Origin of the sequence: Aeromonas rivipollensis (assembly GCF_010974825.1) — a bacterium.
Lineage (GTDB): Bacteria > Pseudomonadota > Gammaproteobacteria > Enterobacterales > Aeromonadaceae > Aeromonas > Aeromonas rivipollensis.
In genome coordinates, this window is sequence record NZ_JAAILA010000026.1 from 44,125 (window position 1) to 66,426 (window position 22,302).

Sequence of the window (22,302 nt, forward strand, 5' to 3'; positions counted from 1 at the left end):
GAATGATAATAATGAAACTGACAAACCTGTCCGCCCAGCTCCTTGCCATCCTGGCCCTGAGCACCCCTTTCATGGCCAGCGCCGTGGTGGAGACCAACACTGACTTCGGGCGCCTGAGCCTGGGGGGCGATGCGGAGATCAACCTGAACGCGTCCAATACCACCCGTGGCAACGTGCTGGGTCAAACCAGCGAGACCCGCACCGATCGCTGGGACGAGGATGGTCGCCTGCTGCTGAACTTCCTCGGGGTGCGGGAGCTGGAAGATGGTCGCTATGGCCAGATCCAGATCCAGCCCACCATAGGCACCAATGGTGGTGCCGGTGCCGACGATGCGTATCTTGGGTTCGGCCAGCGCAGCAACTGGGGGATGAAGGTCGGTCGTTTCGAGGCCTACGACATGTTCCCGCTGGGTCAGGATATCTTTGTCGAGCATTCCGGTGACAGCGCCAACGACCTCTACTCCGATGGCAATGGCTATGTTTACATGCTCAAGGAGGGTCGTGGCCGGGCAGGCAAGGGGGGTCAGCTGCTGCTCAACAAGGAGGCGGGCAACTGGTATCTGGAGCTCTCCACCCTGATCGGAGATCGCACCAATCTGTTTGCAGGCCAGCAATACCACGGCTATGCGCTAACCAAGGCCAAAGACTCCATCATTGTTCGTCCCGTCATCGCCTGGAAAGGTGAAAACCTGAAAGTCGCCCTGGGGGCCGAGGGCAATGTGATCAGCGACGCCATCGTCACCAGCGACGACGTCTCGGTGTCCGATCGCATGGGTTATGGCCTCACCACCAGCTGGACCCAGGATGCCCTGGTCATCAATGCCAACCTGGCCCGCATGGATGCCGAGGCTGAAACCGATACCACCCTGGGCGCCAACCTGCTCTGGCACAATGCCGGCCTGGGTTATGTCTACGCCATCAACGACATCAGCAGCGCCAATCTGAACAACACCAGCGCCGACTTCAGCAAGATGGTCGGCAAGCACAGCATCAACACCGTCTACGCCTCCTACAAGATCCCGAGCGTGCTGGATCTCAGTAACTTCGATATCTATCTGGGAGCCTACTGGTCCCAGCTGAATGTCGACAGCGGCGAGGTGGACAACATGGATCGCTACGGTGGCCGGGTGCGTTTCAAATATTTCTTCTGATGGAAGTCATATTGGCAGAGGGGGGCAAGGGCCCCCCTTTTCCATTGGTCAGGCTGCCGGCCCTTACCGGAGGTCGCTGGCCTGTGCTAGGATGGAGGCCTGTTAACCGGTTACCGTTGATGAAGCCATGGCCAATATTACCGATGTGTCGCGCCTCGCGAATGTGTCTAAAGCCACCGTTTCCCGCGTCCTGAGCGGCTCGCGCGGCGTGCGTGAAGAGAGTCGGTTGGCCGTGCTGCAAGCCGCCGAACAGCTGAATTTCCGACCCAATGCCACTGCTCGCTCCCTGGCGACCCAGGCGACGGATTGTGTGGGCATCATCCTCTCCCCCCAGCTTGGCAATCGTCTGGCCAGCATGCTGCCGCTGCTGGAAGGAGCGCTGGCCAAGACGGGCAAGAGCATGCTGGTGCGCTTTGCCGACGAGGCGCAGCAACAGCAGCTGGCGGTCGATGAACTGCTGGGAGGGCGTTGTGACGGCGTCCTGGTCCTCGGTACCAAACAAGCTCTGAATCCGGACCCGCGCCTCATTCAGCTCGATGGGGTGAGCGACACCGGCAACCTCAATCTCAGCTATGACCTGACCTTTGCCACCGAGAGCGCCTGTCGCTTCCTGCTCGGCAAGGGTCATCGCCAGCTGGTGCTGATGCTGGATGACAAACTGTCCCCAGCCGGAAAGAGCGCCATCCAGGGTTATCAGCAGGCACTTCAGCAGCAATCCCTGCCCTATAACAGCCAGCTGGTGATCGACGGTACCGACAACCAGCAGGCGCTGCTCGGTTTGCTCAATCGCTACCTGCCCTTCACCGCGCTGGTGGTGCAGCAAGATGCCCAGGCTGCCGACGCCATGCGGCTGTTGCGCGAGTTCAACCTCCATATCCCTCAAGATGTCTCCGTCATCAGCCTGGAAGGCTCCTCCCTGGCGAGCCAGCTGACCCCACCGCTGACCTGCATCGAATACCCGAGTGAGCGGCTGGCCCAGGAGAGCGTGCGGGTGTTGCAAGCACAGCTGGCGCAGAGTCTGCGACCAGCCGATGAGCAGCAGAAATTCCAGGGACGCCTGGTGGTGCGTGAATCCGTGGTAGCCCGCTAGGGCTTGACCTTGCCGCGGGCGTCAGCTTTAGGCTGGGAACACATCCACAGAGGAGATATCCCATGACCATAGAACTCACTGTCTCCGGCATGTCCTGCGGTGGCTGCGCCGCCAGCCTGCAGAAGGCACTGCTGGCCCAGAGCGCTGTCAGCCAGGCCCGGGTCGATTTTGGCAGCCGCAAGGCCGTTATCGAGAGCGAACTGAGCAAGGGCGAGTTGATCGCGCTGATCGAAGCCCAGGGATTCAATGCGGAGTGATTTATCCCTATATGGGTAAAAATCAGACCAATATTCTGTTTACTTGTTTTTATTGTTGAGAGTGATCACTTAAAAACGATTTAAAGTGGATGAAAATGCTGCAGTCAACTAACCCAAAAGGATTGCAGCATGACTCACCCTATCCGCAAGACCCTGCTCGCCGTCGTCCTCGGCATGACCCTATCCCCCCTGGCCATGGCCCTGCCGCAGGTTCATATTCTGGCGACCGGTGGCACCATAGCCGGTGCGGGGCAGTCCGCCACCCAATCCAACTACGAGGCAGGCAAGGTGGCCATCGAGACCCTGATCGCCGCCGTGCCCGAGATGAAGAACGTGGCCGAGGTGCAGGGGGAGCAGGTGGTCAAGATCGGCTCCCAGGACATGAACGACGAGGTGTGGCTCAAGCTGGCCAAGCGGGTCAACGAGCTGCTGGCCAAGGATGACGTGGATGGCATCGTCATCACCCACGGCACCGACACCATGGAAGAGACCGCCTACTTCCTCAACCTGACCGTCAAGAGTGACAAGCCGGTGGTGCTGGTGGGTGCCATGCGTCCCTCCACCGCCATGAGTGCCGACGGCCCGCTCAATCTGTACAACGCCGTGGTCACCGCCTCGGACCCCAGCTCCAAGGGACGTGGCGTCATGGTCGCCATGAACGACACAGTGCTGGACGCCCGGGACGTCACCAAGACCAACACCACAGGGGTGCAGACCTTTGCCGCCCCCAACTTCGGCCCGCTCGGCTACATCCACAACGGCAAGATCGACTACCAGCGCAGCCCGGCCCGCCTGCACACCAGCAAGACGCCGTTCGACGTGAGCAAGCTCGACAAGCTGCCGCAAGTGGGCATCGTCTACAACTATGCCAACGCCACCGATCTGCCGGCCAAGGCTATGGTGGATGCCAAGTTTGACGGCATCGTCAGCGCCGGGGTGGGCAACGGCAACCTCTACCACACACTGTTCGACACCCTGGCCAAGGCGAGCAAGGATGGCATCCGGGTGGTGCGCTCCGCCCGCGTGCCGACCGGCGCCACCACCCTGGATGCCGAGATCGATGACGCCAAGTACGGCTTCGTGGCCGCCGGCACCCTGAACCCGCAGAAAGCGCGCATCCTCTTGATGCTCTCCCTGACCCAGAGCAAGGATCCGGCCCAGATCCAGCGCTGGTTCCAGCAGTTCTGATCCCGGGGCTCAACCCGCTAACCTAAATCCATGAAAAAAGGGCAGGATCGGATCCTGCCCTTGTTCGTGGCGTCATCTTCACATAGCGCGCGCTGTCAGCTCACCATCAGCCAGCCGCAGAAACCCAGGTACACCAGTCCCACGCAGGCCAGCCTGCCCGCCGTCATCCGCCCACGGCTGAAGCCCCACCACAGCAGCACTACCGCCAGCAGGGTCACCAGCGAAGAGACCATCATGGTGCTGTCGAGCAACCAGGGGGTGAACAGCAGGCAGAATGCCTTGGGGATCGTGCCCTGGATCATCATGGCGCCGGAGATATTGGCCAGCGCCAGCCGGTTCTTGCCCTGACGCACCCAGATCAGCACGTTCATCAGCTCCGGCATCTCGGTCGCCACCGGGCTCAGCAGCAGGGCCGCCAGCACGGGGGAGAGGCCGAACAACTCGCCCATGCTCTCCAGCTGATGAACGAACAGCTGCGCCGCCAGCGCCACTACCACCAGGGCTCCCAGGGTCTGCAGCAGCACCTTGCGAAGGGCCGGGATCCCCGCCTTGGGATCCAGCTTGAGGGGCTCTGGCAACGGGGTCTCGTGGCTGTCGGTCTGTTTCAGCTCGCGCCGCACATAGACCAGATACACCAGCACGAACAGCGGGGCCAGCCAGGTTTTGCCGGTAAAGGCCACCATGCCGAGGGCCACCGCCACCAGGAAGATACCGACAAACCAGGCCTGATCCCGACCAGTCTCTCGCTGCACCTCGCCATCTATGGCCCTGTGTTCAGGGCTCATGCACAGCAGCAGGGTCAGGCCGACGGCGGCATAGCCTATGGTGGAGAGCAGCAGGGGGCCACCGAGGGCGGCGCCTATCCCAATCTGTTGCTGGGCGGGGGCATCCCCCATCAGCAGCGCGGTCAGGGTAACTATGCATTCGGGCAAGGCAGTGCCTAGGGCCGCCAACAGGGAGCCGGTGGCGCTTTGGGAGAACTGGAGGTGATGGCCGGTCCATTCGATGCCGTTGACGAAATATTCGCAGGCCAGGTAGATGGTGACGGCAGAGAGCAGAAATAACAGCAGGGTGATCAACATAATAGGCAACCGCCAGGCGAGCAGAACAACCGATGGACCCGATACGGCTCGCCCGGCTGGCTTGCGTATCGAGGCCAAAGGTCTTGCAGGGCGATAGATGCTATCGCCGCTCATGCCATGGATCTGATGATCCAAGAATGTTGACATGAGCCCTGCCCGGATCACGGGCGGGTTGCTACTCCCCAATGACAGTGCGGGCTTTTTACCAAGAGATGGGCCGCCCCACAAGGAAAATGGCGGCTCGTCCCCTCGGCAACTTGTAAGGGGATGTAACCTGGCCACAGACTCATCCCATCAGTTCTGCCCGCCAGGATCCAGATCCCGCCCACAGGATCCTCGCCTTGGCACAGGGATTGCTATGAGTTGACTACTGTCCACATTGACTTGGGAAGGGTGAACGATGAAACGGTGGATCCAACATTTTTACCAGCTGAATCGTCTCAATTGGCTGATGGTCTGGCTGCTGCTCTGCTGCAGCATCATATTGCTGTTCCCGGCCGGGCTGATGAAAGGCGCCGTCAGCCAGTGGGCTACGGCTCACGCCGCCTGGCTGGGGGTCGGCATGCTGATTGCCATCTCCTACTTCTGCAGCCAGGGTTTCCTGATCGCCTGGGAATGGGCCTGTGACGAGTGGCAATCCCGTCGTCAACAGGATCAGCTGGCCCAGATGATAGGCTTCCTCGACTTCAACGAGAAGGCGGTGCTGCGCGAGTTCGTGCTGCAACGCAAAAGCGTCATAAACCTGCCGATCACCGAGCCTGCCGTCAAAAACCTGATGGATGCCGGGGTGCTGACCTATGCCTATGGCAAGCCGGTGCGAGAGAAAGAGGACGAAAACCAGATCCGCGCCCTGATGATTGCGCTGCCGGCACGGCCGCTGCTGACCTACAAGGTGCTGGGGCTGTCGCGCGGCAAGATGAGCGACGAGCAGGTGGAGCAGATCATGAACGCCAGACCCAAGTTCGCCCAGAAGAGTTTCCAGCGCTGAGCCGTCACCATTCTTCAGACAAAAGAGCCGGACACTGTCCGGCTCTTTGCTATCTGGTTGGGGTTACTCGGTTCTTGCCTTGAGATAACCGGCGTAGTCGGGCACCTGTACGCTGAATGCCTGCTGCATGTGCGGGCTGTCCATGATGAAGTCCGCCGTCGCTTCGTTGGTGGCGACCGGGATGTTCCAGACCGCCGCGAGGCGCAGCAGCGCCTTCACGTCCGGATCGTGCGCCGCGGCATTGAGGGGATCCCAGAAGAAGATCATCACGTCGATCCTGCCCTCGGCAATCAGGGCGCCGAGCTGCTGATCGCCGCCCATGGGGCCGGAGAAGAGGCAGGTGATGGGCAACTGTGCCTTCTTGCCGAGCAGGGTACCCGTGGTGCCGGTCGCATAGAGGTGGTGGAGCTTGAGCTCCTCCTTGCGGCGCAGCACCCAGTTCAGCAATGGGGTCTTCATGTTGTCGTGAGCCACCAGGGCCACCCGCTTGTGGGGGGCCATCTCACGTGCAATCAGTTCCATGGAAATCATCCGTAGCAAAGTGATGGGAATAGGGCCGTATCCTAATCGAAAGCGGCGTGCGCTGCTTTGCCCTGCATCGTAACTGTGATCACTGCAATGGTTCAATCCGGCTTGGGCTGTGCCTCGTTCGCCGGATCCGGCGGTGCGCCCAGTATCGTGAAGGGGGTTGGCTGACGGAAACACCCCGGTTGGCCAGCTGCCTGGCAGAGAGTAATGCCCGTATGTTTCAAATTCATGCCTGGGCTTCAAGGTGGTGGCCCAGAAAAAACCCGCCTTGGCGGGTTGGGGGCAGGTCTTAATGACATCCGCACTCAGGATGATGCGGTATGAAGCTGGGATTGCTGATAGTTTTCCAGGCCGATGCGAGCGATGAGATCCAGCTGGGTTTCCAGCCAGTCGACGTGCTCCTCCTCGTCTTCCAGGATATCCTGGAACAGGTCACGGCTGACATAATCATGGACGGACTCGGCATAGGTGATGGCCACTTTCAGGTCGGGAATGGCATCCATTTCCAGTGACAGATCGCAGCGCAACATCTCCTCGACTGTCTCACCGATACGCAGCTTGCCCAGATCCTGCAAGTTGGGCAGTCCTTCCAGAAACAGCACCCGCTTGACCAGCTCGTCGGCATGTTTCATCTCATCGATGGACTCATGATATTCCTTGTGCCCAAGCCCCTTGAGGCCCCAGTCATCGTAGATGCGGGCATGCAGGAAATATTGGTTGATGGCAACCAGCTCATTGGCCAGCACCTTGTTGAGGTGGGCAATGATTTTGGGATCTCCTTTCATCGACATTACTCCTCGTGTTCGAGCCTAGGGCACCGATCACTAGAGCGTAGTCGAGAAAAATGACCATAAGAGGATGGCGAATCGCCTACCCCGAAAGGAAGAGCATCCGCTCGATGAGGTGAGGGGAGAGGTATTTCATGCCACTTCGTAATAAAGGGGCGCCTGCTCCGACTCCATCTTGTCGATCTCGGTGGCGATGATCTCCATCGCCATGCGCACGCACTTGCCACATTGGGCACCGACTTCCAGCGATTGTTTCAGCTGTCTGAACTCGGTCTTGCCTGCCTGTACCGCCTTGCGGATCTGGTTATCTGTGATGCCGCGGCACAAACACACGTACATAATAATGGACCTCATGCTGGAATGAGATGAAATCTAAATGAGAATGGTTCGTAGTGCAAAGAACGAATGGTAATAAGATCCCCTGCTTGCCAGTGATTCCCCCCTTGAGGAGAATGCAACCATCAGAGAGGAGACGAACATGCTCAAGAAACTATTCAGTGCCCTGTTCAAGGGGCAACCCGCCCAGACCGCCGACGTCACGCCCACCGAATACGCCGGCTATCTCATTTATCCCGAACCCATGGCGGAAGGGGGGCAGTTCCGGCTTGCAGGGCGCATCACCAAGGATGTGGATGGTGTGCTGCAAACTCACCGCTTCATCCGCTCCGATCTGTTCGCCAACCCGGCCGACGCCGAGCGTTTCATGGTGCAAAAAGCCCATACCTTCATCGATCAGATGGGGGAGCGCATGTTTGAGCCACGGGTGAAGCCGGACGACAGTTCAGCCTCATGATCCCATCCGAGGTGGATCTCTTGCGTCAGGCCCTCGCTCGCACCGGTGAACGGCGCCTGATCTGGCTGGAAGGGCTCGAAGCCGATTGCATCACCCGTGCCGAACCCTTGCTGGGGGAGGCTGTCTTCTGGCTGGGGGACGGCCCCGCATGCCATGGCCCGCTGCCCGCTGCCAAGGCGCTGCAACGGTTGGGTCAGGAGTGCGATACCCTGGTGTTCAACGCCTTCAGCGGCTTTCATCCCGATGCTTTCGGCGCCTTGGCGGGCACGTTGCGCGCCGGTGGTCTGCTGCTGCTGCTGACGCCCCCCAGAGAGACATGGCCAGCCTACCCGGATCCGGACAGGCTGCGACTGGTCGCCCAGCCTGAGGATGCAAAGCTGGCGGGTCATGGTTTTATCGCCCGCTTGGTGCGGCTGCTGACAGGGGATCCTGCCCTCTCTTTGAACCCTCCCGTCGGCGGTGAGCCCTGGTGTCCTCTTGACGCAAGCCGGCCACTCAGCACCGATCAAGCCCGTGCGCTGCCAGCCATTCACAAGGTGTTGCATGGTCATCGTCGCCGTCCGCTGGTGCTGAGTGCGGATCGTGGCCGTGGCAAGAGTGCGCTGCTGGGTCTGGCCAGCGCCGATCTGCTGCGCCAGGATCCCGGCCTGCGGATAGTGGTGACGGCTCCTTCCCAGGCGACCGTCGCCACACTCTTTGCCCATGCCTCGACCGCGCTGGCAGACACGCCAGAGCGACTGGCGGGACTGACCTATGTGTCGCCAGACCGAGTGGTTCAAGGGGATGTGCAAGCGGATCTGCTGCTGGTGGATGAGGCCGCCGCCATTCCGACCCCGCTGCTGGAAGCCATCCTGGCCCGTCACAGCCGCATCGTATTCGCTACCACTGAGCACGGCTATGAGGGGACGGGGCGTGGTTTTCATCTGCGCTTCAAGCGGGTGCTCGACAGGCAGACCCCGGATTGGCAGGAGCTGCATCTGGCGGAACCCATCCGCTGGAGCCGGCATGATCCGCTGGAGCCGCTGATCTTCCGGCTGCTCGGCCTCAATGCCGACATAGTGGCACCGGCTCCCCCGAAAGCACCGAGCTGGCAACGGCTGGAACAGGAGACGCTGGCCGGGGATGAGGCTCTGCTCAATCGGGTGTTCGGTCTGCTCGTCCTGGCCCATTATCAGACCAGTCCGAGTGATCTGCGGTATTTGCTGGAGAGCCCGGATCTCGATATCCACCTGCTGGAGCAGGATAAAGAGTTGCTCGGTGTTGCCCTGGTGGCCCGGGAAGGAAACATAGCGCCGGCGCTGGCTCATGACATCTGGGGCGGGCGAAGACGCCCCCGCGGTCATCTCTTGCCCCAGTCGCTGCTGGCACACGCGGGCTTCATCACGGCAGGGGAGCGTACCTATGCCAGGGTGATGCGCATCGCCATTCATCCCGCCTTGCATCGGCTGGGACTGGGTTCTCTGTTGCTGGTGCAGCTGGAAACACACTACCGCACGCAGGGATACGACTATCTGGGGTCAGCCTTTTCTGCGAGTCCCGATGTGCTGCCATTCTGGCTCAAGGGGGGCTTGACGGTATTGCGCATCGGTCTGCAGCGGGATGCGGCCAGCGGCAGCCATGCGGCCTTGTTGCTCAAACCGCTGAAAGCGGAGCTCGATTCGGAGCTGGCCCAATGGCGACGGCGCTTCGTGAACCAGTTGCCCACCCTGCTGGCAGGAGAGCTCAAGGGGCTGGATCCTGAGCTGGTCTGGCTATGCCTGAGAGGAAACGCGGCCGCAGAGGCGCCCGATCTGGATGAGTTCCAGTATCAGGAGATCGACTGCTTTGCCCATCATCACAAACCGTTCGAGCTGTGCCAAGCCAGCCTGCAACGCTGGCTGGCCAGTCGGTTGACTGTGCTGGATGAACTGCTTCCCGACGAGCGTCGGCTGCTGATCGCCTCCATCTGGCAGTATGTGCCCTGGGCCGAGTTGGCAAAGACGTTGGGTGTTGCTGGTAAGCCTGCGCTGATCAAGCAGCTGCGCAGCCTGCTGGCCCGGCTGTTGGACAAACCGGCGCCCATGGCCTGACGACGAACGACCTGGCCGCGGCGGCGCGAGAAGGCACCGCTGGTCACCACAGATGAACAAGGGGCCCGGGTGGCCCCTTCTCTTTTTTTGTCGAGCGCTTTGGCTGCTCGCTACCGGAGGGATCCTGTGATTGAGCCGTTCTGGGTTATGCCATGGGGCAATGGCTGCCGCCAGCACATCCCTCGTTTACCCCGGATAGGATGCCAACTGCTCTGACGAGTCCCTCGTCGGCTGGCATCACTTTGGTTTTTTCAGAATATCGACTAATACTTGAGTGTGACTGAACGTTTAATAAATGCATTATTTTCAGATGGTTAGCGTTTGAACTGTCAATGCTTGCCATCTTTTCTAACGTGCACAGGGAGTGCAATGTGGGAAAAAATGCAATCAACCATGGCGCATGGATGGTGTGGCTCGCCAGTAGCAGTGTTTCCGCCAACGACATCACATTCAACATGACGCGCGGGGCGACCGCCATCAGCCAGCAGGTGTATGACCTGCATATGACGATCTTCTATATTTGCTGCGCCATTGGCCTGATCGTCTTCGGGGCCATGCTCTGGTCCATAGTCCACCACAGAAAGTCTCGCGGCGCCAAGGCCGCCCAATTCCACGAGAGCACCCGCATCGAGCTGTTATGGACCGCCATCCCGGTGCTGATCCTGGTCGCCATGGCGGCCCCGGCGACCTCGACGCTGCTGAAGATGGAGGACACCTCCAAAGCCGATCTGACCGTGCTCATAACGGGCTCGCAATGGAAATGGCATTACAAATACCTCGAGCATCCGGTGGAGTTCTACTCCTTGCTGGCGACCAGCAAGAAGCAGATCTCGGGGGACGAGCCCAAGAGCGGCACCTATTTGCTGGAAGTGGATCAGCCTCTGGTGTTGCCCATCGGCAAGAAGATCCGATTCCTGATGACCTCGGACGACGTCATCCACTCCTGGTGGGTTCCGGCCTTTGCCGTGAAGAAAGATGCCAATCCCGGTTACATCAATGAATCCTGGACTCGCATTGACAAGGCTGGCACCTACCGGGGGCAGTGTGCCGAGCTGTGCGGCAAAGACCATGGCTTCATGCCCATAGTGGTGGTGGCCAAACCGGCCGGGGAGTTCGATGGCTGGATCGCCAAGACAGCGGCAGATCAGGCGGCAGCCAAGGCCCAGCAGCAAGACTTGGCCAACCAGACCATGACGCTGCCGCAGGCCATGGAGCTGGGGGAGAAGGTGTTCCTGGGTCATTGCGCCGCCTGCCATCAACCCGCGGGTACGGGGTTGCCCGGCATCTTCCCGGCCCTCAAGGGCAGCAAGGTGGCGACGCTGCCAGAACATAGGGCCCAACACCTGGATATAGTCCTGCATGGCAAGAGCGGGACGGCGATGCAGCCCTTCGGCAAGCAGCTGACGGCCCAGGAACTCGCCGCCGTCGTGACATACGAGCGCAATGCCTGGGACAACAAGACCGGTGATCTCATTCAGGCTGCAGAGGTGCAGTCCCTTCTGAACCCAGTCGATCCAAACAAGGACAAGTGAGGCGCCAGCATGAGTGATGGAATCACGGATACCCTGCACAGCGAGCACGCCCACCAACCTGCATCGGGCCTGAGGCGCTGGCTATACACCACGAATCACAAAGATATCGGCACCCTCTATCTGCTGTTCGCCCTGACCATGTTCTTCACCGGTGGCGCCATGGCCATGGTCATTCGGGCCGAGCTGTTCCAACCCGGGCTGCAACTGGTCGAGCCCCTGTTCTTCAACCAGATGACCACAGTACATGGTCTCATCATGGTCTTTGGCGCCGTGATGCCCGCCTTCACCGGCCTCGCCAACTGGCTGATCCCCATCATGATCGGGGCCCCGGACATGGCGCTGCCCCGGATGAACAACTGGAGCTTCTGGATCCTGCCGTTTGCGTTTCTGATCCTGCTGTCGAGCCTGTTCATGGAGGGCGGTGGCCCCAGCTCGGGGTGGACCTTCTATGCCCCCCTGTCCACCAAATACAGCGGCAACAGCACGGCGCTGTTCGTCTTTGCCATCCACATCATGGGTATCTCTTCCATCATGGGGGCCATCAACGTCATCGTCACCATCTTCAACCTGCGGGCGCCGGGCATGGGCTGGATGAAGATGCCGCTGTTTGTCTGGACCTGGCTTATCACTGCCTTCCTGCTCATCGCTGTCATGCCGGTCCTGGCGGCGGCGGTGACCATGGTACTGACGGACAAGTATTTCGGGACCAGCTTCTTCGATGCGGCCGGGGGCGGGGATCCTGTGCTGTTCCAGCACATCTTCTGGTTCTTTGGCCATCCGGAGGTGTACATCATGATACTGCCGGCCTTTGGTATCGTCTCCAGCATCATTCCCACCTTCTCTCGCAAGCAGCTGTTTGGCTATCGCTCCATGGTCTATGCCACCAGCAGCATAGCGTTGCTTTCATTCATGGTCTGGGCTCACCACATGTTTACGACTGGGCTGCCCGTGGTCGCCGAGCTGTTCTTCATGTACGCCACCATGTTGATAGCGGTGCCGACCGGGGTGAAGGTATTCAACTGGGTTGCCACCATGTGGCGGGGATCACTGACGTTCGAGACCCCCATGCTGTTTGCCATCGCCTTCATCACCCTGTTCACCATAGGCGGCTTCTCGGGGTTGATGCTGGCCATGATCCCGGCCGATTTCCAATATCACGATACCTATTTTGTCGTGGCCCATTTCCATTATGTGCTGGTCACCGGCGCCGTCTTCTCGATCCTGGCCGCTGCTTATTACTGGTTGCCCAAATGGACGGGGCACATGTATGACGAGCGGCTCGGACAGTGGCATTTCTGGTGCTCGCTCATTTCGGTCAATGTGCTCTTCTTCCCCATGCATTTCGTCGGTCTGGCGGGCATGCCCCGTCGCATTCCGGATTACGCGCTGCAATTTGCCGACTTCAACATGCTGATCAGTCTCGGCGGTTTCGCCTTCGGGCTGTCGCAGTTGCTGTTCGTCTGGGGGGTGATCAAGTGCATCAGGGGAGGCCGGCAGGCGAGCAATCAGGTGTGGGAAGGGGCGGAGGGACTGGAGTGGACGCTCTCATCCCCCCCTCCCTACCACAGCTTCAAGACCCCGCCAGACGTGCGGTAAGGAGATCATATGGCTCAGGTCAATCACGGTCCCCTGCTCAGAAAGCTGGCCCTGGTGGTGCTTGTCATGTTCGGGTTCGCCTTTGCACTGGTGCCGCTGTATGACGTCTTCTGCAGGATCACCGGCCTCAACGGCAAGACTGCAGTGCAGCCGGCCACGGCTGAGCGGGCGGTGATCGACAGTAAACGGACCGTCCAGATCGAGTTTCTTGCCCATGCGGACACCCAGATGCCGTGGCAGTTCAGCGGCGAAACAGCGCGGTTGTCGGTGCGGCCGGGTGAGATGAAGCTGGTCAATTATCGGGTGTTCAATCCCACCGATCGCACCATGATTGGTCAGGCGGTGCCGTCGGTCTCGCCCGGTCCCGCCGCCGCCTACTTGAAGAAAGTGGAGTGCTTTTGCTTCAACCGCCAGGAGTTGCAGGCGGGGGAGAGCAAGCTGATGCCACTCAAGTTTTATGTCGACCCCGATTTGCCCGACAACATAAACACCATCACGCTCTCCTATTCACTCTATGACATCACTCAGTCCACCCCAGCCCCGACGCTGGCGCAGAGGAAATAATCATGGCCAAAGTGAACCAGACGTATTATGTCCCGGACCAGAGCCGCTGGCCCATCATAGGGGCGGTGGCCTTGTTTTTCCTGGCTTTCGGGGCGGGGCATCTGGTCAATGAAGTGGCGAGCAAGCAGGCCGGGGTCGGCCGGTATTTGATGATGGCTGGCGTTGCCTTGCTGGTCTTCATGCTGTTTGGCTGGTTTCGCCACATCATCCAGGAGTCCATGACCGGGCTCTACAGCGCCCAGATGGATCGCTCCTTCCGGCAAGGCATGGTCTGGTTCATCTTCTCCGAGGTGATGTTCTTCCTGGCCTTCTTCGGGGTGCTGTTTTATGCCCGCCAGCTTGCCATGCCCTGGCTGGATGGCGCGGGCAACAAGGCGATGACGGCCCAGTTGCTGTGGCCGGATTTCTCGGCTCACTGGCCCATGGTCAAGACTCCGGGAGGCACCACGACCCAGGCCATGCCCTGGCACGGTATCCCCCTCATCAATACCCTGATCCTGCTCGCATCCTCAGTCACCCTGCTGTTTGCACATACCGGCCTGGAGAATGGAAAACGCAGTCGCCTCAAGGGAATGCTGCTTGTGACCGTAGTGCTCGGGTTGGCGTTCCTCTGGCTGCAAGGCTATGAATACCTGCATGCGTACCAGGATCTGGGGCTGCGACTGGACTCCGGCATCTACGGCAATACCTTCTTCATCCTGACCGGATTCCATGGCTTGCATGTCACCCTGGGGACTGTATTCCTGCTGATCATTTGGCTGCGGATAGTGCTGAAGGATCACTTCACCGCCGAGCGCCACTTCGCCTTCCAGGCCGCGGCCTGGTACTGGCACTTCGTCGATGTGGTCTGGCTCTGCCTCTTCGTGTTCGTCTACCTGCTCTGAGGTCGGGATCAGTAAGGGCGCGGGTTGGGCTCCAGCCAGCCCATCATCAGGGAGAGCAGCAGGATGACGACCACCAGCAGTGAAAAGAACACCCGGCGCCCCAGGGGTGCCGACATCTTCTGGGGGTGACCCGTGGTCATCATCAACCAGAGGGCATGAAACAGCTGTCCTATGATGAGCAGCAGCATCAGTACCAGCACTATCTTGATCAACATGTTGGAGCCCTCCGTTATATGCGTGACATGGCAACATGGGATAAGCAGCGACCATGGCATCACAGGCGCTGGATCGTACTGATGTTCACTCTGGTTGTGACGGCCGGTTTGTGCAAGCTGTCGCTCTGGCAGTGGCAGCGCGGGATGGAGAAAGAGGCCTGGCTGGGACGGATGGCGGTGGCGCAGCAGGTGGCGCCAATGACGCTTGCCCGGATCGACTGGGGCAACCTTGAGTCACTGGACGGCCTGTCACTGGGAGGGGAGGTCGAATGGGTGTCCCCTCATGTCTGGCTGCTGGACAACCAGGCGGTGGCGGGCGAGATCGGCTATGACATCATCATACCGGTACGCGCCGGTGATGCCCGTCCCTTGCTGCTGGTCAATCTGGGCTGGGTGCCTGCGCTAGCCAGCCGGCAGCAACTGCCAAGGCCCGTCATCCCGGCAACTCTGAAACTCGATGGCTTGCTGCGCACGGCCCCCGGCGGCGTCTTGCTGGGTCAAAACATCGAATCCGGCCCCTATCCTAACCGGCTGCAGTCCATCAGGGTGGATGCCCTGAGCGAGATCATCGGCTCGCCCCTCGCCGATGCCGTGTTTTATCAAAAACACACTCCCTTCCTCCATCACTACCAGCCGAATGTCATGCCGCCCGAGAAGCACAGGGCATATGCAGCTCAATGGCTTGGGCTGGCGCTGGTGATGCTGGTGGGGGGCCTGGTGCTGACAAGGAGGTTATCCCCATGAATTCATGGTCAAGATGTAAGGTACCTGTCCTCTTTGCGCTGGTGATACTGCTGCCTGTGGTTTTGGCTGCGCTGACCCTGAGGCAGGGCTGGTATGAACCCGGTACCCGCAACAAGGGGGCCTGGTTGGATCATGAGGTCTATCTGTTGCAGCCGCTCCCGCCCCATCAGAGCAAATGGCGGCTGGTCTATCTGGCCGCCCGGCGCTGTGAGGCGCAATGTCAACAGGTGCCCGAGTTGATGTCGCGGATCCAAAGCGCCCTAGGCCGCAACCTGGACAAGCTGGATCTGGTGCAACTGACTGATACGCCGCCGCGCGGGGTGAACGGAGCTGTGCGTGCGGGCGATATGATGTTGGTGGACTCGCAAGGGCTGGCCATCCTGCGCTACGAGGTACCGGCCAGCACGGCGGCGTGGCCGTTGCTTGGCAAGGCAGTGCTGTCGGATCTGCAGCAACTGCTCAAGTATCAGCGAGGCGTGCAATGAAAGCGCACCTGAGGACTGTATCGTGCGTCCTGTTGCCATCATCCGGAGACAAGCGTCAGCGAGGTGCCGTATGAAGATACAGAAGCGGTTGGTATCGATCGCCATCGTGCTGGCGCTACTGGTTATCGTGCTTGGGGCCTATACCCGACTGACGGATGCCGGGCTGGCCTGCCCCGATTGGCCCGGCTGTTACGGTTCCCTGGCCGTCCCCCAGTCCGCGCATATGGAGCGGGCGGCCCAGCTCTACCCGGATACGCCGCTGGAGCCCCACAAGGCGCGCAGCGAGATGGTGCACCGCTACTTTGCCGCTGTGCTGGGCGGTGTGATTGCGCTGCTGTTCGTGCTGAGCTGGCGCGCTGGCGGTCGTCTGCGTCACCTATCGGGGGCCTTGCTGGTGCTGGTGGTTGGGCAGGCGGCGCTGGGCATGTGGACTGTGACGCTGGCGCTGCACCCTCTGGTGGTGACCACCCACCTGCTGGGTGGGTTCGCCATCTTGACCCTGCTCTGGCTCTATCGGGCCGAGCTTGCGCGCTTCCCCGCGAACGTGCCTGTCTGCTGCGGGCAGGGCTTGCCCTGGCTCGGCAATGCGGCCTGTGGCGTGTTGCTGCTGCAGATAGCGCTGGGTGGCTGGACGTCGGCGAACTATGCGGCCATGGCCTGCGTCGAGCTGCCTCTCTGCCAGGGGAGCTGGCAGGCGCAATTGAACTGGGAGGAGGCCTTTCATCTGCCACTCGGCCACGCCAGCTATGAGTTCGGGGTGCTGAGCAAGGAGGCGCGCCAGACCATCCATATCGCCCATCGTCTGGGGGCCCTTGCCACCGCTCTGCTGGTGGGGGGCTTTGCCCTCGCCCTGATCCGCCAGGGAGCCCCGTTGCGCTTCCTGGGGGGGCTCTTGCTGACCCTGCTGCTGGTGCAAATTGCCTTGGGGCTGGCGAACGTCCACCTGGCCCTGCCGTTGGCGAATGCACTCGCGCACAACCTGGTGGCGGCGCACCTGCTGGTGTGTTCTGTGCTTGCCCGTGGGCGGCTCTCTCGTCCTCGGCCTTCCCCCTTGCTGTCGCCCGAGGCGATCAGGAGTCAGACATGAACAGCAAGCCCTTGGCTCACTTCATCGACCCCCGGCTGCTGCGGGATTATTACCAGCTGACCAAGCCCAAGGTGGTGGCCTTGCTGTTGCTGACCGCCTGGGTCGGCATGCTGCTGGCCGAGCCGACCCAGGCCTCCCTGGACGAGATGGTGCTGGGGCTGGCGGGGATAGGGCTGCTGGCGGCCGGGGCCGCGGCCATGAACCACTCTCTGGATCACGGCATCGATGCCCAGATGCGCAGAACGCGCTGGCGACCGGTCGCCATGGGGCGGATCGGGCCCAAGTCTGCGATGGCGTTTGCGCTCTGGCTGGCGTTGATGGGCTTCGTCCTGCTCTATTGGGGCGTGAATCCCCTGACCGCCTGGCTGACCCTGGCCAGCCTGTTTGGCTATGCGGTCGTCTATACCCTGGTGCTCAAGCGGGCCACGCCACAGAACATAGTCATCGGCGGGCTGGCGGGCGCCATGCCACCGCTGCTGGGCTGGACCAGCATCACAGGAGGACTCTCGGCCGAACCCTGGCTGCTGGTGATGATCATCTTCACCTGGACGCCGCCCCACTTCTGGTCCCTGGCCATCCATCGCCGCGATGAGTATGCCGGTGCGAACATTCCCATGCTGCCCGTCACCCACGGCATAGCATTCACCAAGACGGCGATCCTGCTCTATCTGCTGATCCTGACCCTGGTCTGCCTGCTGCCCTACCTGATCGGCATGTCCGGGCTGCTCTATCTGATCGGCAGCCTGGCGCTGAACCTCGGGTTCTGCTGGCATGGCTGGTTGCTGAAGTATTCGGAGCGCCCCGGTCAGGCGATGCGCACCTTCCGCTTCTCCATCTATCACCTGATGCTGCTGTTTGGTCTGCTTATTCTGGATCACCACTGGCTGTGGCGGCTGTCGTAGGGGAAGGTATCTGGCAGGGGATTTGCATCGTTGTTTGCGCATTCAGGCTGGCCCCGGGGCCAGCCTGAATCATGTTCAGAGCTTGACCATGATGTGGCGCGGCACAGTGTAATCTTCCAGGGCGTAGAGGGAGAGATCCTTGCCGTAACCGGACATCTTCATGCCGCCGTGGGGCATCTCCGAGGTGAGCATGAAGTGGGTGTTGATCCAGGTGCAGCCATATTGCAGGTGGCTGGCCACCTTGCTGGCCAGACTCAGATCCCGGGTCCACACCGAGCTGGCGAGGCCGTAGTCCGAATCGTTGGCCCACTGCACCACCTGCTCGGCGTCGCCAAAGCGGGTCACCGACACCACGGGGCCGAACACCTCCCGGCGCACGATTTCATCCTCCTGGCGGGCGTGGGCTATCAGGGTCGGCTCGAAGAAGAAGCCGTTGCCGGGGCGGATCTTGCCGCCAGTCGTCACCTCCACGTGGCCGCTGCTCTGGGCCCGCTCCACGAAGCTGGCGACCCGGTTGCGCTGGCGGTCGGAGATGAGCGGCCCCATCTCCACCCCCTCTTCACGCTGGCCCCCCACCTTGATGGAGGCGACCGCCTCCGTCATGGCCGCGACGAACTTGTCGTAGATCTTGCCCTGGGCATAGATGCGGCAGGCGGCGGTGCAGTCTTGCCCGGCGTTGTAGAAGCCGAAGGTGCGAATGCCTGCCACTACGGCCTCCAGATCCGCATCGTCGAAGATGATGACGGGCGCCTTGCCACCCAGCTCAAGGTGGGTGCGCTTCATGGTGCGGGCGGCGCTCTGCAGTATCTTCTGGCCGGTGGCGATGTCACCGGTGAGCGATACCATTCGCACCAGCGGGTGCTCCACCAGCGGCGCCCCCACGCTCTCGCCCCGGCCGCAGACGATGTTGATGACGCCGCGCGGGAAGATCTCGCTGGCGAGCTCGGCGAGGCGCAGGGCGGTGAGCGGGGTCTGCTCCGAGGGTTTGAGCACCACAGTATTGCCTGCCGCCAGCACTGGTGCCATCTTCCAGGCCGCCATCATCAGGGGGTAGTTCCAGGGGGCTATGCTGCCCACCACCCCTATGGGATCGCGACGGATCATGCTGGTGTGCCCCTCGATATACTCCCCCGCCAGCGGCCCTTGCAGGCAGCGGGCCGCCCCGGCGAAGAAGCGGAAGCAGTCCACCACTGCGGGCAGCTCGTCATTGAGCACCGCCAGATAGGGCTTGCCGCAGTTGAGGGATTCGAGCGCCGCGAACTCCTCGGCATGGCGCTCTATGGCATCCGCCAGGCGCAGCAGCAGGATACTGCGGCTTGCCGGGGTGGTGCGGCTCCACTGGGCGAAGGCGCGCTGGGCGCCGTTCACCGCCCGGTTCACCTGCTCGAACGACGCCTCGGGCACAGAGGCGATCAGCTCCCCGGTGGCGGGATTGAGGATGGGCTCAGCCTGGCCGTCACCGGTCACGAACTGGCCGTCGATCAAGAGTTGGGTAGAGAATTTCATGGTTGCATCCTTGCGCAGGCGTTGAGTCATTATTTGCCACTGCCGGCGACGTCCTGGCCGTCGCGGGTGAGGTAGTAGGCAAGCAGAATGGGAATGGTGGTCACGGCCACTATGATGAGGGCCACCACGTTGGTGACGGGTCTGTCACGGGGACGGATCAGCTCCTGATACATCCAGATGGGCAGCGTGGTCTGCTGGCCCGCGGTGAAGGTGGTGACTATCACCTCGTCAAAGCTCAGGGCAAAGGCCAGCATGCCTCCCGCCAGCAGCGCCGTGGCGAGGTTGGGCAGGATGACGTAGCGCAGGGTCTGGAAGCCGTCGGCCCCGAGATCCATGGACGCCTCGATCAGCGACTGGTTGGTGCGGCGAAAACGGGCCAGGGCATTGTTGTAGACCACCACCACGCAGAAGGTGGCGTGGCCTATGACTATGGTCCAGAAGCTGAACGGGATCTCCATCAGGCCGTAGGCGGAGCGCAGCGCTATGCCTGTGACTATACCGGGCAGGGCGATGGGCAGCACCAGCAAGAGCGACACCACCTCCTGGCCGAAGAAGCGGCTGCGGGCTATGGCTCCCGCCGCCAGGGTGCCGAGCACCATGGCCGCCAGGGTCGCCAGCCCGGCCACCTCCAGCGACAGCTGGATGGCGCGCCACACGTCGGGGCGATTCAGGGTCACCTCGAACCACTTGAGGGTGAGCCCGGGGGGCGGGAACTGGTAGCTCTTGCTCTCGCTGGTGAAGGCGTAGAGGAAGATGAACAGGATCGGGAAGTGCAGGAACAAGAGGCCGCCGATGGCCGCGTACTTGAGCAGGCCGGAGGCCTGGTTCATGGGTGGATTAGAGCGCATCGAAGGCCCCCAGACGTTTGGCAATGGTCAGGTAGATGGCGATGATAAGGATGGGCACCAGTGAGAAGGCGGCGGCGAAGGGCAGGTTGCCCGCCGTGCCCTGCTGCATGTAGACCACCTGGCCTATATACATGGTCGAGTTGCCTATGATGCCGGGGATGATGTAGTCCCCCAGCGTCAGGGAAAAGGTGAAGATGGAGCCCGCCACCACGCCGGGCAGTGCCAGCGGCAGTATCAGGGTGCGGAAGGTCTGGGCCGGGGTCGCCCCCAGATCGCTGCTCGCCTCCAGCAGGGAGCGCGGAATACGCTCCACCGCCGCCTGAATGGGCAGGATCATGAAGGGCAGCCAGACGTAGACGAAGACGATGAAGGTGCCGAGCCGCGAAAACGACAGGGAGGGGCCGCCAATCATCGGCAGGGAGAGGATGCCATCCAGCAGCCACTCCAGCCACAGGCTGTCCGCCAGCCAGCTGATCACCCCCTCCTTGGCCAGGATCAGCTTCCAGGCATAGACCCGCACCAGATAGCTGGACCAGAGCGGCAGCATGATGCCCACGTAGAACAGCGCCCGGGTCTTGCCGCTGGTGTAGCGCGCCATGTAGTAGGCGATGGGGAAGCCGAGCAGGGCGCAGGCCAGGGTCACCAGCAGCGACATGCCGACGGTACGGCCGATGACGTCCAGGTTTTCCGGCCGCAGCAGGGCGATGAAATTTTGCAGCCCCAGCTCGTGACGCACCTGACCGCTGAACTCGTCCAGCCCGAAGAAGGCGTTGGAGAGCAGCATCAGCAATGAGCCCACATAGATGATGCCGAGCCAGAGCAGGGGCGGCCCCAGCAGTATTCCCAGCAGCAGGCCGGGACGGCCGTAGAGCAGGGTGGAGAGGCGCCGCAGCGGTCGCAAGCGTGCAGGTTCGGTGGCGTGGCTCATGGCAAGGCTCGCACTGTGGGGGAGGCTCATGGCTGAGTCCCCGATCCTGAGGCACTCAGGCGGTGGATGGCCTGCTCAGGCCAGCTGAGGCTGACCCGGGCGCCACGGGCCAGACGGGCCTGCCCCTCGTTGGGGTGGTTGACGATGATCTCGAGCTGCTCTCCCAGGCTGACCCGGTAGCGCACGAAGGGGCCCAGATACTCCACCTCGCGGATCTCGCCGGACCAGCCGGGCATGCCGGCCTCGCCGAGCCGGATCCGCTCCGGGCGCACCATCATCTGGCGCTCGTCACCGCACAGCCGCCGGGCCTGCTCCCCCTCGAACAGATTGACGGTGCCAACGAAACGGGCCACAAACGGCGTCGCCGGGGCGTCGTAGATGGTATCGGGCGCGGCTATCTGCTCGATCTTGCCCTGACTGAAGATGCAGATGCGGTCGCTCATGGAGAGCGCCTCCTGCTGATCGTGGGTGACGAAGATGAAGGTGATGCCGAGCTGGCGCTGTAAGGCTTTCAGCTCAAGCTGCATCTGCTCGCGCAGCTTGAGGTCCAGCGCCCCCAGAGGTTCGTCCAGCAGCAGGATGCGCGGCTGGTTGATGAGGGCCCGGGCGATGGCGATGCGCTGGCGCTGGCCGCCGGAGAGCTGCCCCGGCTTGCGGCTGCCGACGCCGGGCAGGCGCACCAGCTCCAGCATCTCGTCCACCTTGCGGTGGCGCTCCGCCTTGGGCACACCCCTGATCATCAGGCCGTAGCCGATGTTGTCCCGCACATCCATGTTGGGGAAGAGGGCGTAGTCCTGGAACACGGTGTTGAGGTTGCGATCATAGGGTGGCACCCGGGAGCAGGGCTCGCCAAACAGCCGGATCTCCCCCTCGCTCGGGTACTCGAAGCCCGCGATCATCCGCAGGCAGGTGGTCTTGCCGGAACCGCTCGGGCCCAGCAGGGTGAAGAATTCTCCGGACGGGATCTGGAAGGAGATGTCGTCGACCGCCTTCACCTCGCCATAGTGGCGGCTGACCCGGTCAAATTGTACGGCTGTCATGGTACGTCCTTGTCATCGAACAGGGCCGGGTCTCCCC

Annotated in this window: 24 protein-coding genes and 1 riboswitch; of the genes, 15 read left to right on the forward strand and 9 right to left on the reverse strand. The window is 61.6% G+C overall.

Translation table 11 applies throughout. The annotated features are described in order from the left end of the window. Positions 1–11 precede the first annotated feature (11 nt). From G4923_RS15195 to ansB, 4 genes are all read left to right on the forward strand, one after another. On the forward strand, positions 12–1,151 hold the full coding sequence (locus tag G4923_RS15195; protein WP_139745636.1) for a carbohydrate porin: 1,140 nt from the start codon (positions 12–14) through the stop codon (positions 1,149–1,151). A 127-nt stretch (positions 1,152–1,278) separates the two neighbouring features. Continuing rightward, complete coding sequence (locus G4923_RS15200; RefSeq protein WP_163137571.1) at positions 1,279–2,241, forward strand: LacI family DNA-binding transcriptional regulator; 963 nt, start codon at positions 1,279–1,281, stop codon at positions 2,239–2,241. A gap of 62 nt (positions 2,242–2,303) precedes the next feature. Next, positions 2,304–2,498 (forward strand): heavy-metal-associated domain-containing protein, encoded by a 195-nt coding sequence (locus G4923_RS15205; RefSeq protein WP_111911060.1) that lies wholly within the window; start codon positions 2,304–2,306, stop codon positions 2,496–2,498. A gap of 129 nt (positions 2,499–2,627) precedes the next feature. Then, on the forward strand, positions 2,628–3,686 hold the full coding sequence (gene ansB, locus G4923_RS15210) for an L-asparaginase 2 (protein ID WP_163137572.1): 1,059 nt from the start codon (positions 2,628–2,630) through the stop codon (positions 3,684–3,686). A gap of 95 nt (positions 3,687–3,781) precedes the next feature. On the opposite strand, the gene G4923_RS15215 is transcribed toward ansB, so the two are convergent. Next, positions 3,782–4,768 (reverse strand): sodium:calcium antiporter, encoded by a 987-nt coding sequence (locus tag G4923_RS15215; protein WP_163137573.1) that lies wholly within the window; start codon positions 4,766–4,768, stop codon positions 3,782–3,784. Positions 4,769–4,856: 88 nt separating this feature from the next. Then, positions 4,857–4,964, reverse strand: a riboswitch (yybP-ykoY riboswitch). 204 nt (positions 4,965–5,168) lie between these two features. On the opposite strand from G4923_RS15215, the gene G4923_RS15220 reads away from it, so the two are divergent. Continuing rightward, positions 5,169–5,756, forward strand: coding sequence for a superinfection exclusion B family protein (locus G4923_RS15220; RefSeq protein WP_025328396.1), 588 nt, complete (start codon positions 5,169–5,171; stop codon positions 5,754–5,756). Between the two features lie 63 nt (positions 5,757–5,819). On the opposite strand, the gene G4923_RS15225 is transcribed toward G4923_RS15220, so the two are convergent. The 3 genes from G4923_RS15225 to G4923_RS15235 form a co-directional block, all read right to left on the reverse strand. After that, the gene (locus G4923_RS15225; protein ID WP_162520173.1) at positions 5,820–6,278 is read right to left on the reverse strand and encodes a methylglyoxal synthase; all 459 of its coding nucleotides are present in this window, start codon (positions 6,276–6,278) and stop codon (positions 5,820–5,822) included. Positions 6,279–6,589: 311 nt separating this feature from the next. After that, positions 6,590–7,069 (reverse strand): bacterioferritin, encoded by a 480-nt coding sequence (gene bfr / locus G4923_RS15230; protein WP_163137574.1) that lies wholly within the window; start codon positions 7,067–7,069, stop codon positions 6,590–6,592. Positions 7,070–7,204: 135 nt separating this feature from the next. Beyond that, positions 7,205–7,411: a bacterioferritin-associated ferredoxin gene (locus G4923_RS15235; RefSeq protein WP_010675777.1), complete on the reverse strand. Its 207-nt coding sequence runs from the start codon at positions 7,409–7,411 to the stop codon at positions 7,205–7,207. A 139-nt stretch (positions 7,412–7,550) separates the two neighbouring features. Between G4923_RS15235 and G4923_RS15240 the strand changes: the two genes are divergently transcribed. From G4923_RS15240 to G4923_RS15265, 6 genes are all read left to right on the forward strand, one after another. Further along, positions 7,551–7,865, forward strand: a complete 315-nt coding sequence (locus G4923_RS15240) for an HlyU family transcriptional regulator (protein ID WP_139745641.1) — start codon at positions 7,551–7,553, stop codon at positions 7,863–7,865. Continuing rightward, on the forward strand, positions 7,862–9,934 hold the full coding sequence (locus G4923_RS15245) for a tRNA(Met) cytidine acetyltransferase TmcA (protein ID WP_163137575.1): 2,073 nt from the start codon (positions 7,862–7,864) through the stop codon (positions 9,932–9,934). Before G4923_RS15240 ends, G4923_RS15245 begins: the two co-directional genes overlap by 4 nt. A 371-nt stretch (positions 9,935–10,305) precedes the next feature. After that, on the forward strand, positions 10,306–11,466 hold the full coding sequence (gene coxB, locus G4923_RS15250) for a cytochrome c oxidase subunit II (protein WP_163137576.1): 1,161 nt from the start codon (positions 10,306–10,308) through the stop codon (positions 11,464–11,466). A 9-nt stretch (positions 11,467–11,475) separates the two neighbouring features. Then, positions 11,476–13,062, forward strand: coding sequence for a cytochrome c oxidase subunit I (gene ctaD / locus G4923_RS15255; protein ID WP_163137577.1), 1,587 nt, complete (start codon positions 11,476–11,478; stop codon positions 13,060–13,062). 9 nt (positions 13,063–13,071) lie between these two features. Beyond that, positions 13,072–13,626 carry a cytochrome c oxidase assembly protein gene (locus G4923_RS15260; protein ID WP_163137578.1) on the forward strand — a complete coding sequence of 185 codons (555 nt, stop codon included), beginning with the start codon at positions 13,072–13,074 and terminating at the stop codon, positions 13,624–13,626. 2 nt (positions 13,627–13,628) lie between these two features. After that, positions 13,629–14,510 (forward strand): cytochrome c oxidase subunit 3, encoded by an 882-nt coding sequence (locus tag G4923_RS15265; RefSeq protein WP_163137579.1) that lies wholly within the window; start codon positions 13,629–13,631, stop codon positions 14,508–14,510. A gap of 8 nt (positions 14,511–14,518) precedes the next feature. Here G4923_RS15265 and G4923_RS15270 read toward each other — a convergent pair whose 3' ends face one another. Next, positions 14,519–14,725: a DUF2909 family protein gene (locus G4923_RS15270; RefSeq protein WP_005330432.1), complete on the reverse strand. Its 207-nt coding sequence runs from the start codon at positions 14,723–14,725 to the stop codon at positions 14,519–14,521. An 81-nt stretch (positions 14,726–14,806) separates the two neighbouring features. Here G4923_RS15270 and G4923_RS15275 point away from each other — a divergent pair, with 81 nt between their 5' ends. The 4 genes from G4923_RS15275 (at position 14,807) to cyoE (ending at position 17,943) form a co-directional block, all read left to right on the forward strand. Beyond that, the gene (locus tag G4923_RS15275) at positions 14,807–15,469 is read left to right on the forward strand and encodes an SURF1 family protein (protein ID WP_163137580.1); all 663 of its coding nucleotides are present in this window, start codon (positions 14,807–14,809) and stop codon (positions 15,467–15,469) included. Next, the gene (locus tag G4923_RS15280) at positions 15,466–15,954 is read left to right on the forward strand and encodes a hypothetical protein (RefSeq protein ID WP_163137581.1); all 489 of its coding nucleotides are present in this window, start codon (positions 15,466–15,468) and stop codon (positions 15,952–15,954) included. The genes G4923_RS15275 and G4923_RS15280 overlap by 4 nt, the downstream gene beginning before the upstream one ends. A 70-nt stretch (positions 15,955–16,024) precedes the next feature. Next, entirely contained in the window at positions 16,025–17,041 is a 1,017-nt protein-coding gene (locus G4923_RS15285) for a COX15/CtaA family protein (protein WP_163137582.1), read from the forward strand. Further along, positions 17,038–17,943: a heme o synthase gene (cyoE, locus tag G4923_RS15290; RefSeq protein ID WP_163137583.1), complete on the forward strand. Its 906-nt coding sequence runs from the start codon at positions 17,038–17,040 to the stop codon at positions 17,941–17,943. The genes G4923_RS15285 and cyoE overlap by 4 nt, the downstream gene beginning before the upstream one ends. Before the next feature lie 75 nt (positions 17,944–18,018). Here cyoE and G4923_RS15295 read toward each other — a convergent pair whose 3' ends face one another. Genes G4923_RS15295 through G4923_RS15310 form a run of 4 tightly spaced genes read right to left on the reverse strand, consistent with a single transcriptional unit; the run spans position 18,019 to position 22,265 of the window. Further along, positions 18,019–19,449, reverse strand: a complete 1,431-nt coding sequence (locus tag G4923_RS15295) for a gamma-aminobutyraldehyde dehydrogenase (RefSeq protein WP_163137584.1) — start codon at positions 19,447–19,449, stop codon at positions 18,019–18,021. Between the two features lie 29 nt (positions 19,450–19,478). Next, a complete protein-coding gene (locus G4923_RS15300; RefSeq protein ID WP_106885710.1) occupies positions 19,479–20,297 on the reverse strand; it encodes an ABC transporter permease in 819 nt (272 codons plus the stop codon). After that, the gene (locus G4923_RS15305) at positions 20,287–21,255 is read right to left on the reverse strand and encodes an ABC transporter permease (RefSeq protein WP_163137585.1); all 969 of its coding nucleotides are present in this window, start codon (positions 21,253–21,255) and stop codon (positions 20,287–20,289) included. Before G4923_RS15305 ends, G4923_RS15300 begins: the two co-directional genes overlap by 11 nt. Continuing rightward, a complete protein-coding gene (locus G4923_RS15310) occupies positions 21,252–22,265 on the reverse strand; it encodes an ABC transporter ATP-binding protein (RefSeq protein ID WP_163137586.1) in 1,014 nt (337 codons plus the stop codon). The genes G4923_RS15305 and G4923_RS15310 overlap by 4 nt, the downstream gene beginning before the upstream one ends. Between the last annotated feature and the right edge of the window lie 37 nt (positions 22,266–22,302).

What these genes read in the sequence shown, in the direction of transcription:
- G4923_RS15195 (WP_139745636.1), top strand. Translation starts at nt 12, where the DNA reads ATGAAACTGACAAACCTGTCCGCCCAGCTCCTTGCCATCCTGGCCCTG.
- G4923_RS15200 (WP_163137571.1), top strand. Translation starts at nt 1,279, where the DNA reads ATGGCCAATATTACCGATGTGTCGCGCCTCGCGAATGTGTCTAAAGCC.
- G4923_RS15205 (WP_111911060.1), top strand. Translation starts at nt 2,304, where the DNA reads ATGACCATAGAACTCACTGTCTCCGGCATGTCCTGCGGTGGCTGCGCC.
- ansB (WP_163137572.1), top strand. Translation starts at nt 2,628, where the DNA reads ATGACTCACCCTATCCGCAAGACCCTGCTCGCCGTCGTCCTCGGCATG.
- G4923_RS15215 (WP_163137573.1), bottom strand. Translation starts at nt 4,768, where the DNA reads ATGTTGATCACCCTGCTGTTATTTCTGCTCTCTGCCGTCACCATCTAC.
- G4923_RS15220 (WP_025328396.1), top strand. Translation starts at nt 5,169, where the DNA reads ATGAAACGGTGGATCCAACATTTTTACCAGCTGAATCGTCTCAATTGG.
- G4923_RS15225 (WP_162520173.1), bottom strand. Translation starts at nt 6,278, where the DNA reads ATGGAACTGATTGCACGTGAGATGGCCCCCCACAAGCGGGTGGCCCTG.
- bfr (WP_163137574.1), bottom strand. Translation starts at nt 7,069, where the DNA reads ATGAAAGGAGATCCCAAAATCATTGCCCACCTCAACAAGGTGCTGGCC.
- G4923_RS15235 (WP_010675777.1), bottom strand. Translation starts at nt 7,411, where the DNA reads ATGTACGTGTGTTTGTGCCGCGGCATCACAGATAACCAGATCCGCAAG.
- G4923_RS15240 (WP_139745641.1), top strand. Translation starts at nt 7,551, where the DNA reads ATGCTCAAGAAACTATTCAGTGCCCTGTTCAAGGGGCAACCCGCCCAG.
- G4923_RS15245 (WP_163137575.1), top strand. Translation starts at nt 7,862, where the DNA reads ATGATCCCATCCGAGGTGGATCTCTTGCGTCAGGCCCTCGCTCGCACC.
- ctaD (WP_163137577.1), top strand. Translation starts at nt 11,476, where the DNA reads ATGAGTGATGGAATCACGGATACCCTGCACAGCGAGCACGCCCACCAA.
- G4923_RS15260 (WP_163137578.1), top strand. Translation starts at nt 13,072, where the DNA reads ATGGCTCAGGTCAATCACGGTCCCCTGCTCAGAAAGCTGGCCCTGGTG.
- G4923_RS15265 (WP_163137579.1), top strand. Translation starts at nt 13,629, where the DNA reads ATGGCCAAAGTGAACCAGACGTATTATGTCCCGGACCAGAGCCGCTGG.
- G4923_RS15270 (WP_005330432.1), bottom strand. Translation starts at nt 14,725, where the DNA reads ATGTTGATCAAGATAGTGCTGGTACTGATGCTGCTGCTCATCATAGGA.
- G4923_RS15275 (WP_163137580.1), top strand. Translation starts at nt 14,807, where the DNA reads ATGTTCACTCTGGTTGTGACGGCCGGTTTGTGCAAGCTGTCGCTCTGG.
- G4923_RS15280 (WP_163137581.1), top strand. Translation starts at nt 15,466, where the DNA reads ATGAATTCATGGTCAAGATGTAAGGTACCTGTCCTCTTTGCGCTGGTG.
- G4923_RS15285 (WP_163137582.1), top strand. Translation starts at nt 16,025, where the DNA reads ATGAAGATACAGAAGCGGTTGGTATCGATCGCCATCGTGCTGGCGCTA.
- cyoE (WP_163137583.1), top strand. Translation starts at nt 17,038, where the DNA reads ATGAACAGCAAGCCCTTGGCTCACTTCATCGACCCCCGGCTGCTGCGG.
- G4923_RS15295 (WP_163137584.1), bottom strand. Translation starts at nt 19,449, where the DNA reads ATGAAATTCTCTACCCAACTCTTGATCGACGGCCAGTTCGTGACCGGT.
- G4923_RS15300 (WP_106885710.1), bottom strand. Translation starts at nt 20,297, where the DNA reads ATGCGCTCTAATCCACCCATGAACCAGGCCTCCGGCCTGCTCAAGTAC.
- G4923_RS15305 (WP_163137585.1), bottom strand. Translation starts at nt 21,255, where the DNA reads ATGAGCCTCCCCCACAGTGCGAGCCTTGCCATGAGCCACGCCACCGAA.
- G4923_RS15310 (WP_163137586.1), bottom strand. Translation starts at nt 22,265, where the DNA reads ATGACAGCCGTACAATTTGACCGGGTCAGCCGCCACTATGGCGAGGTG.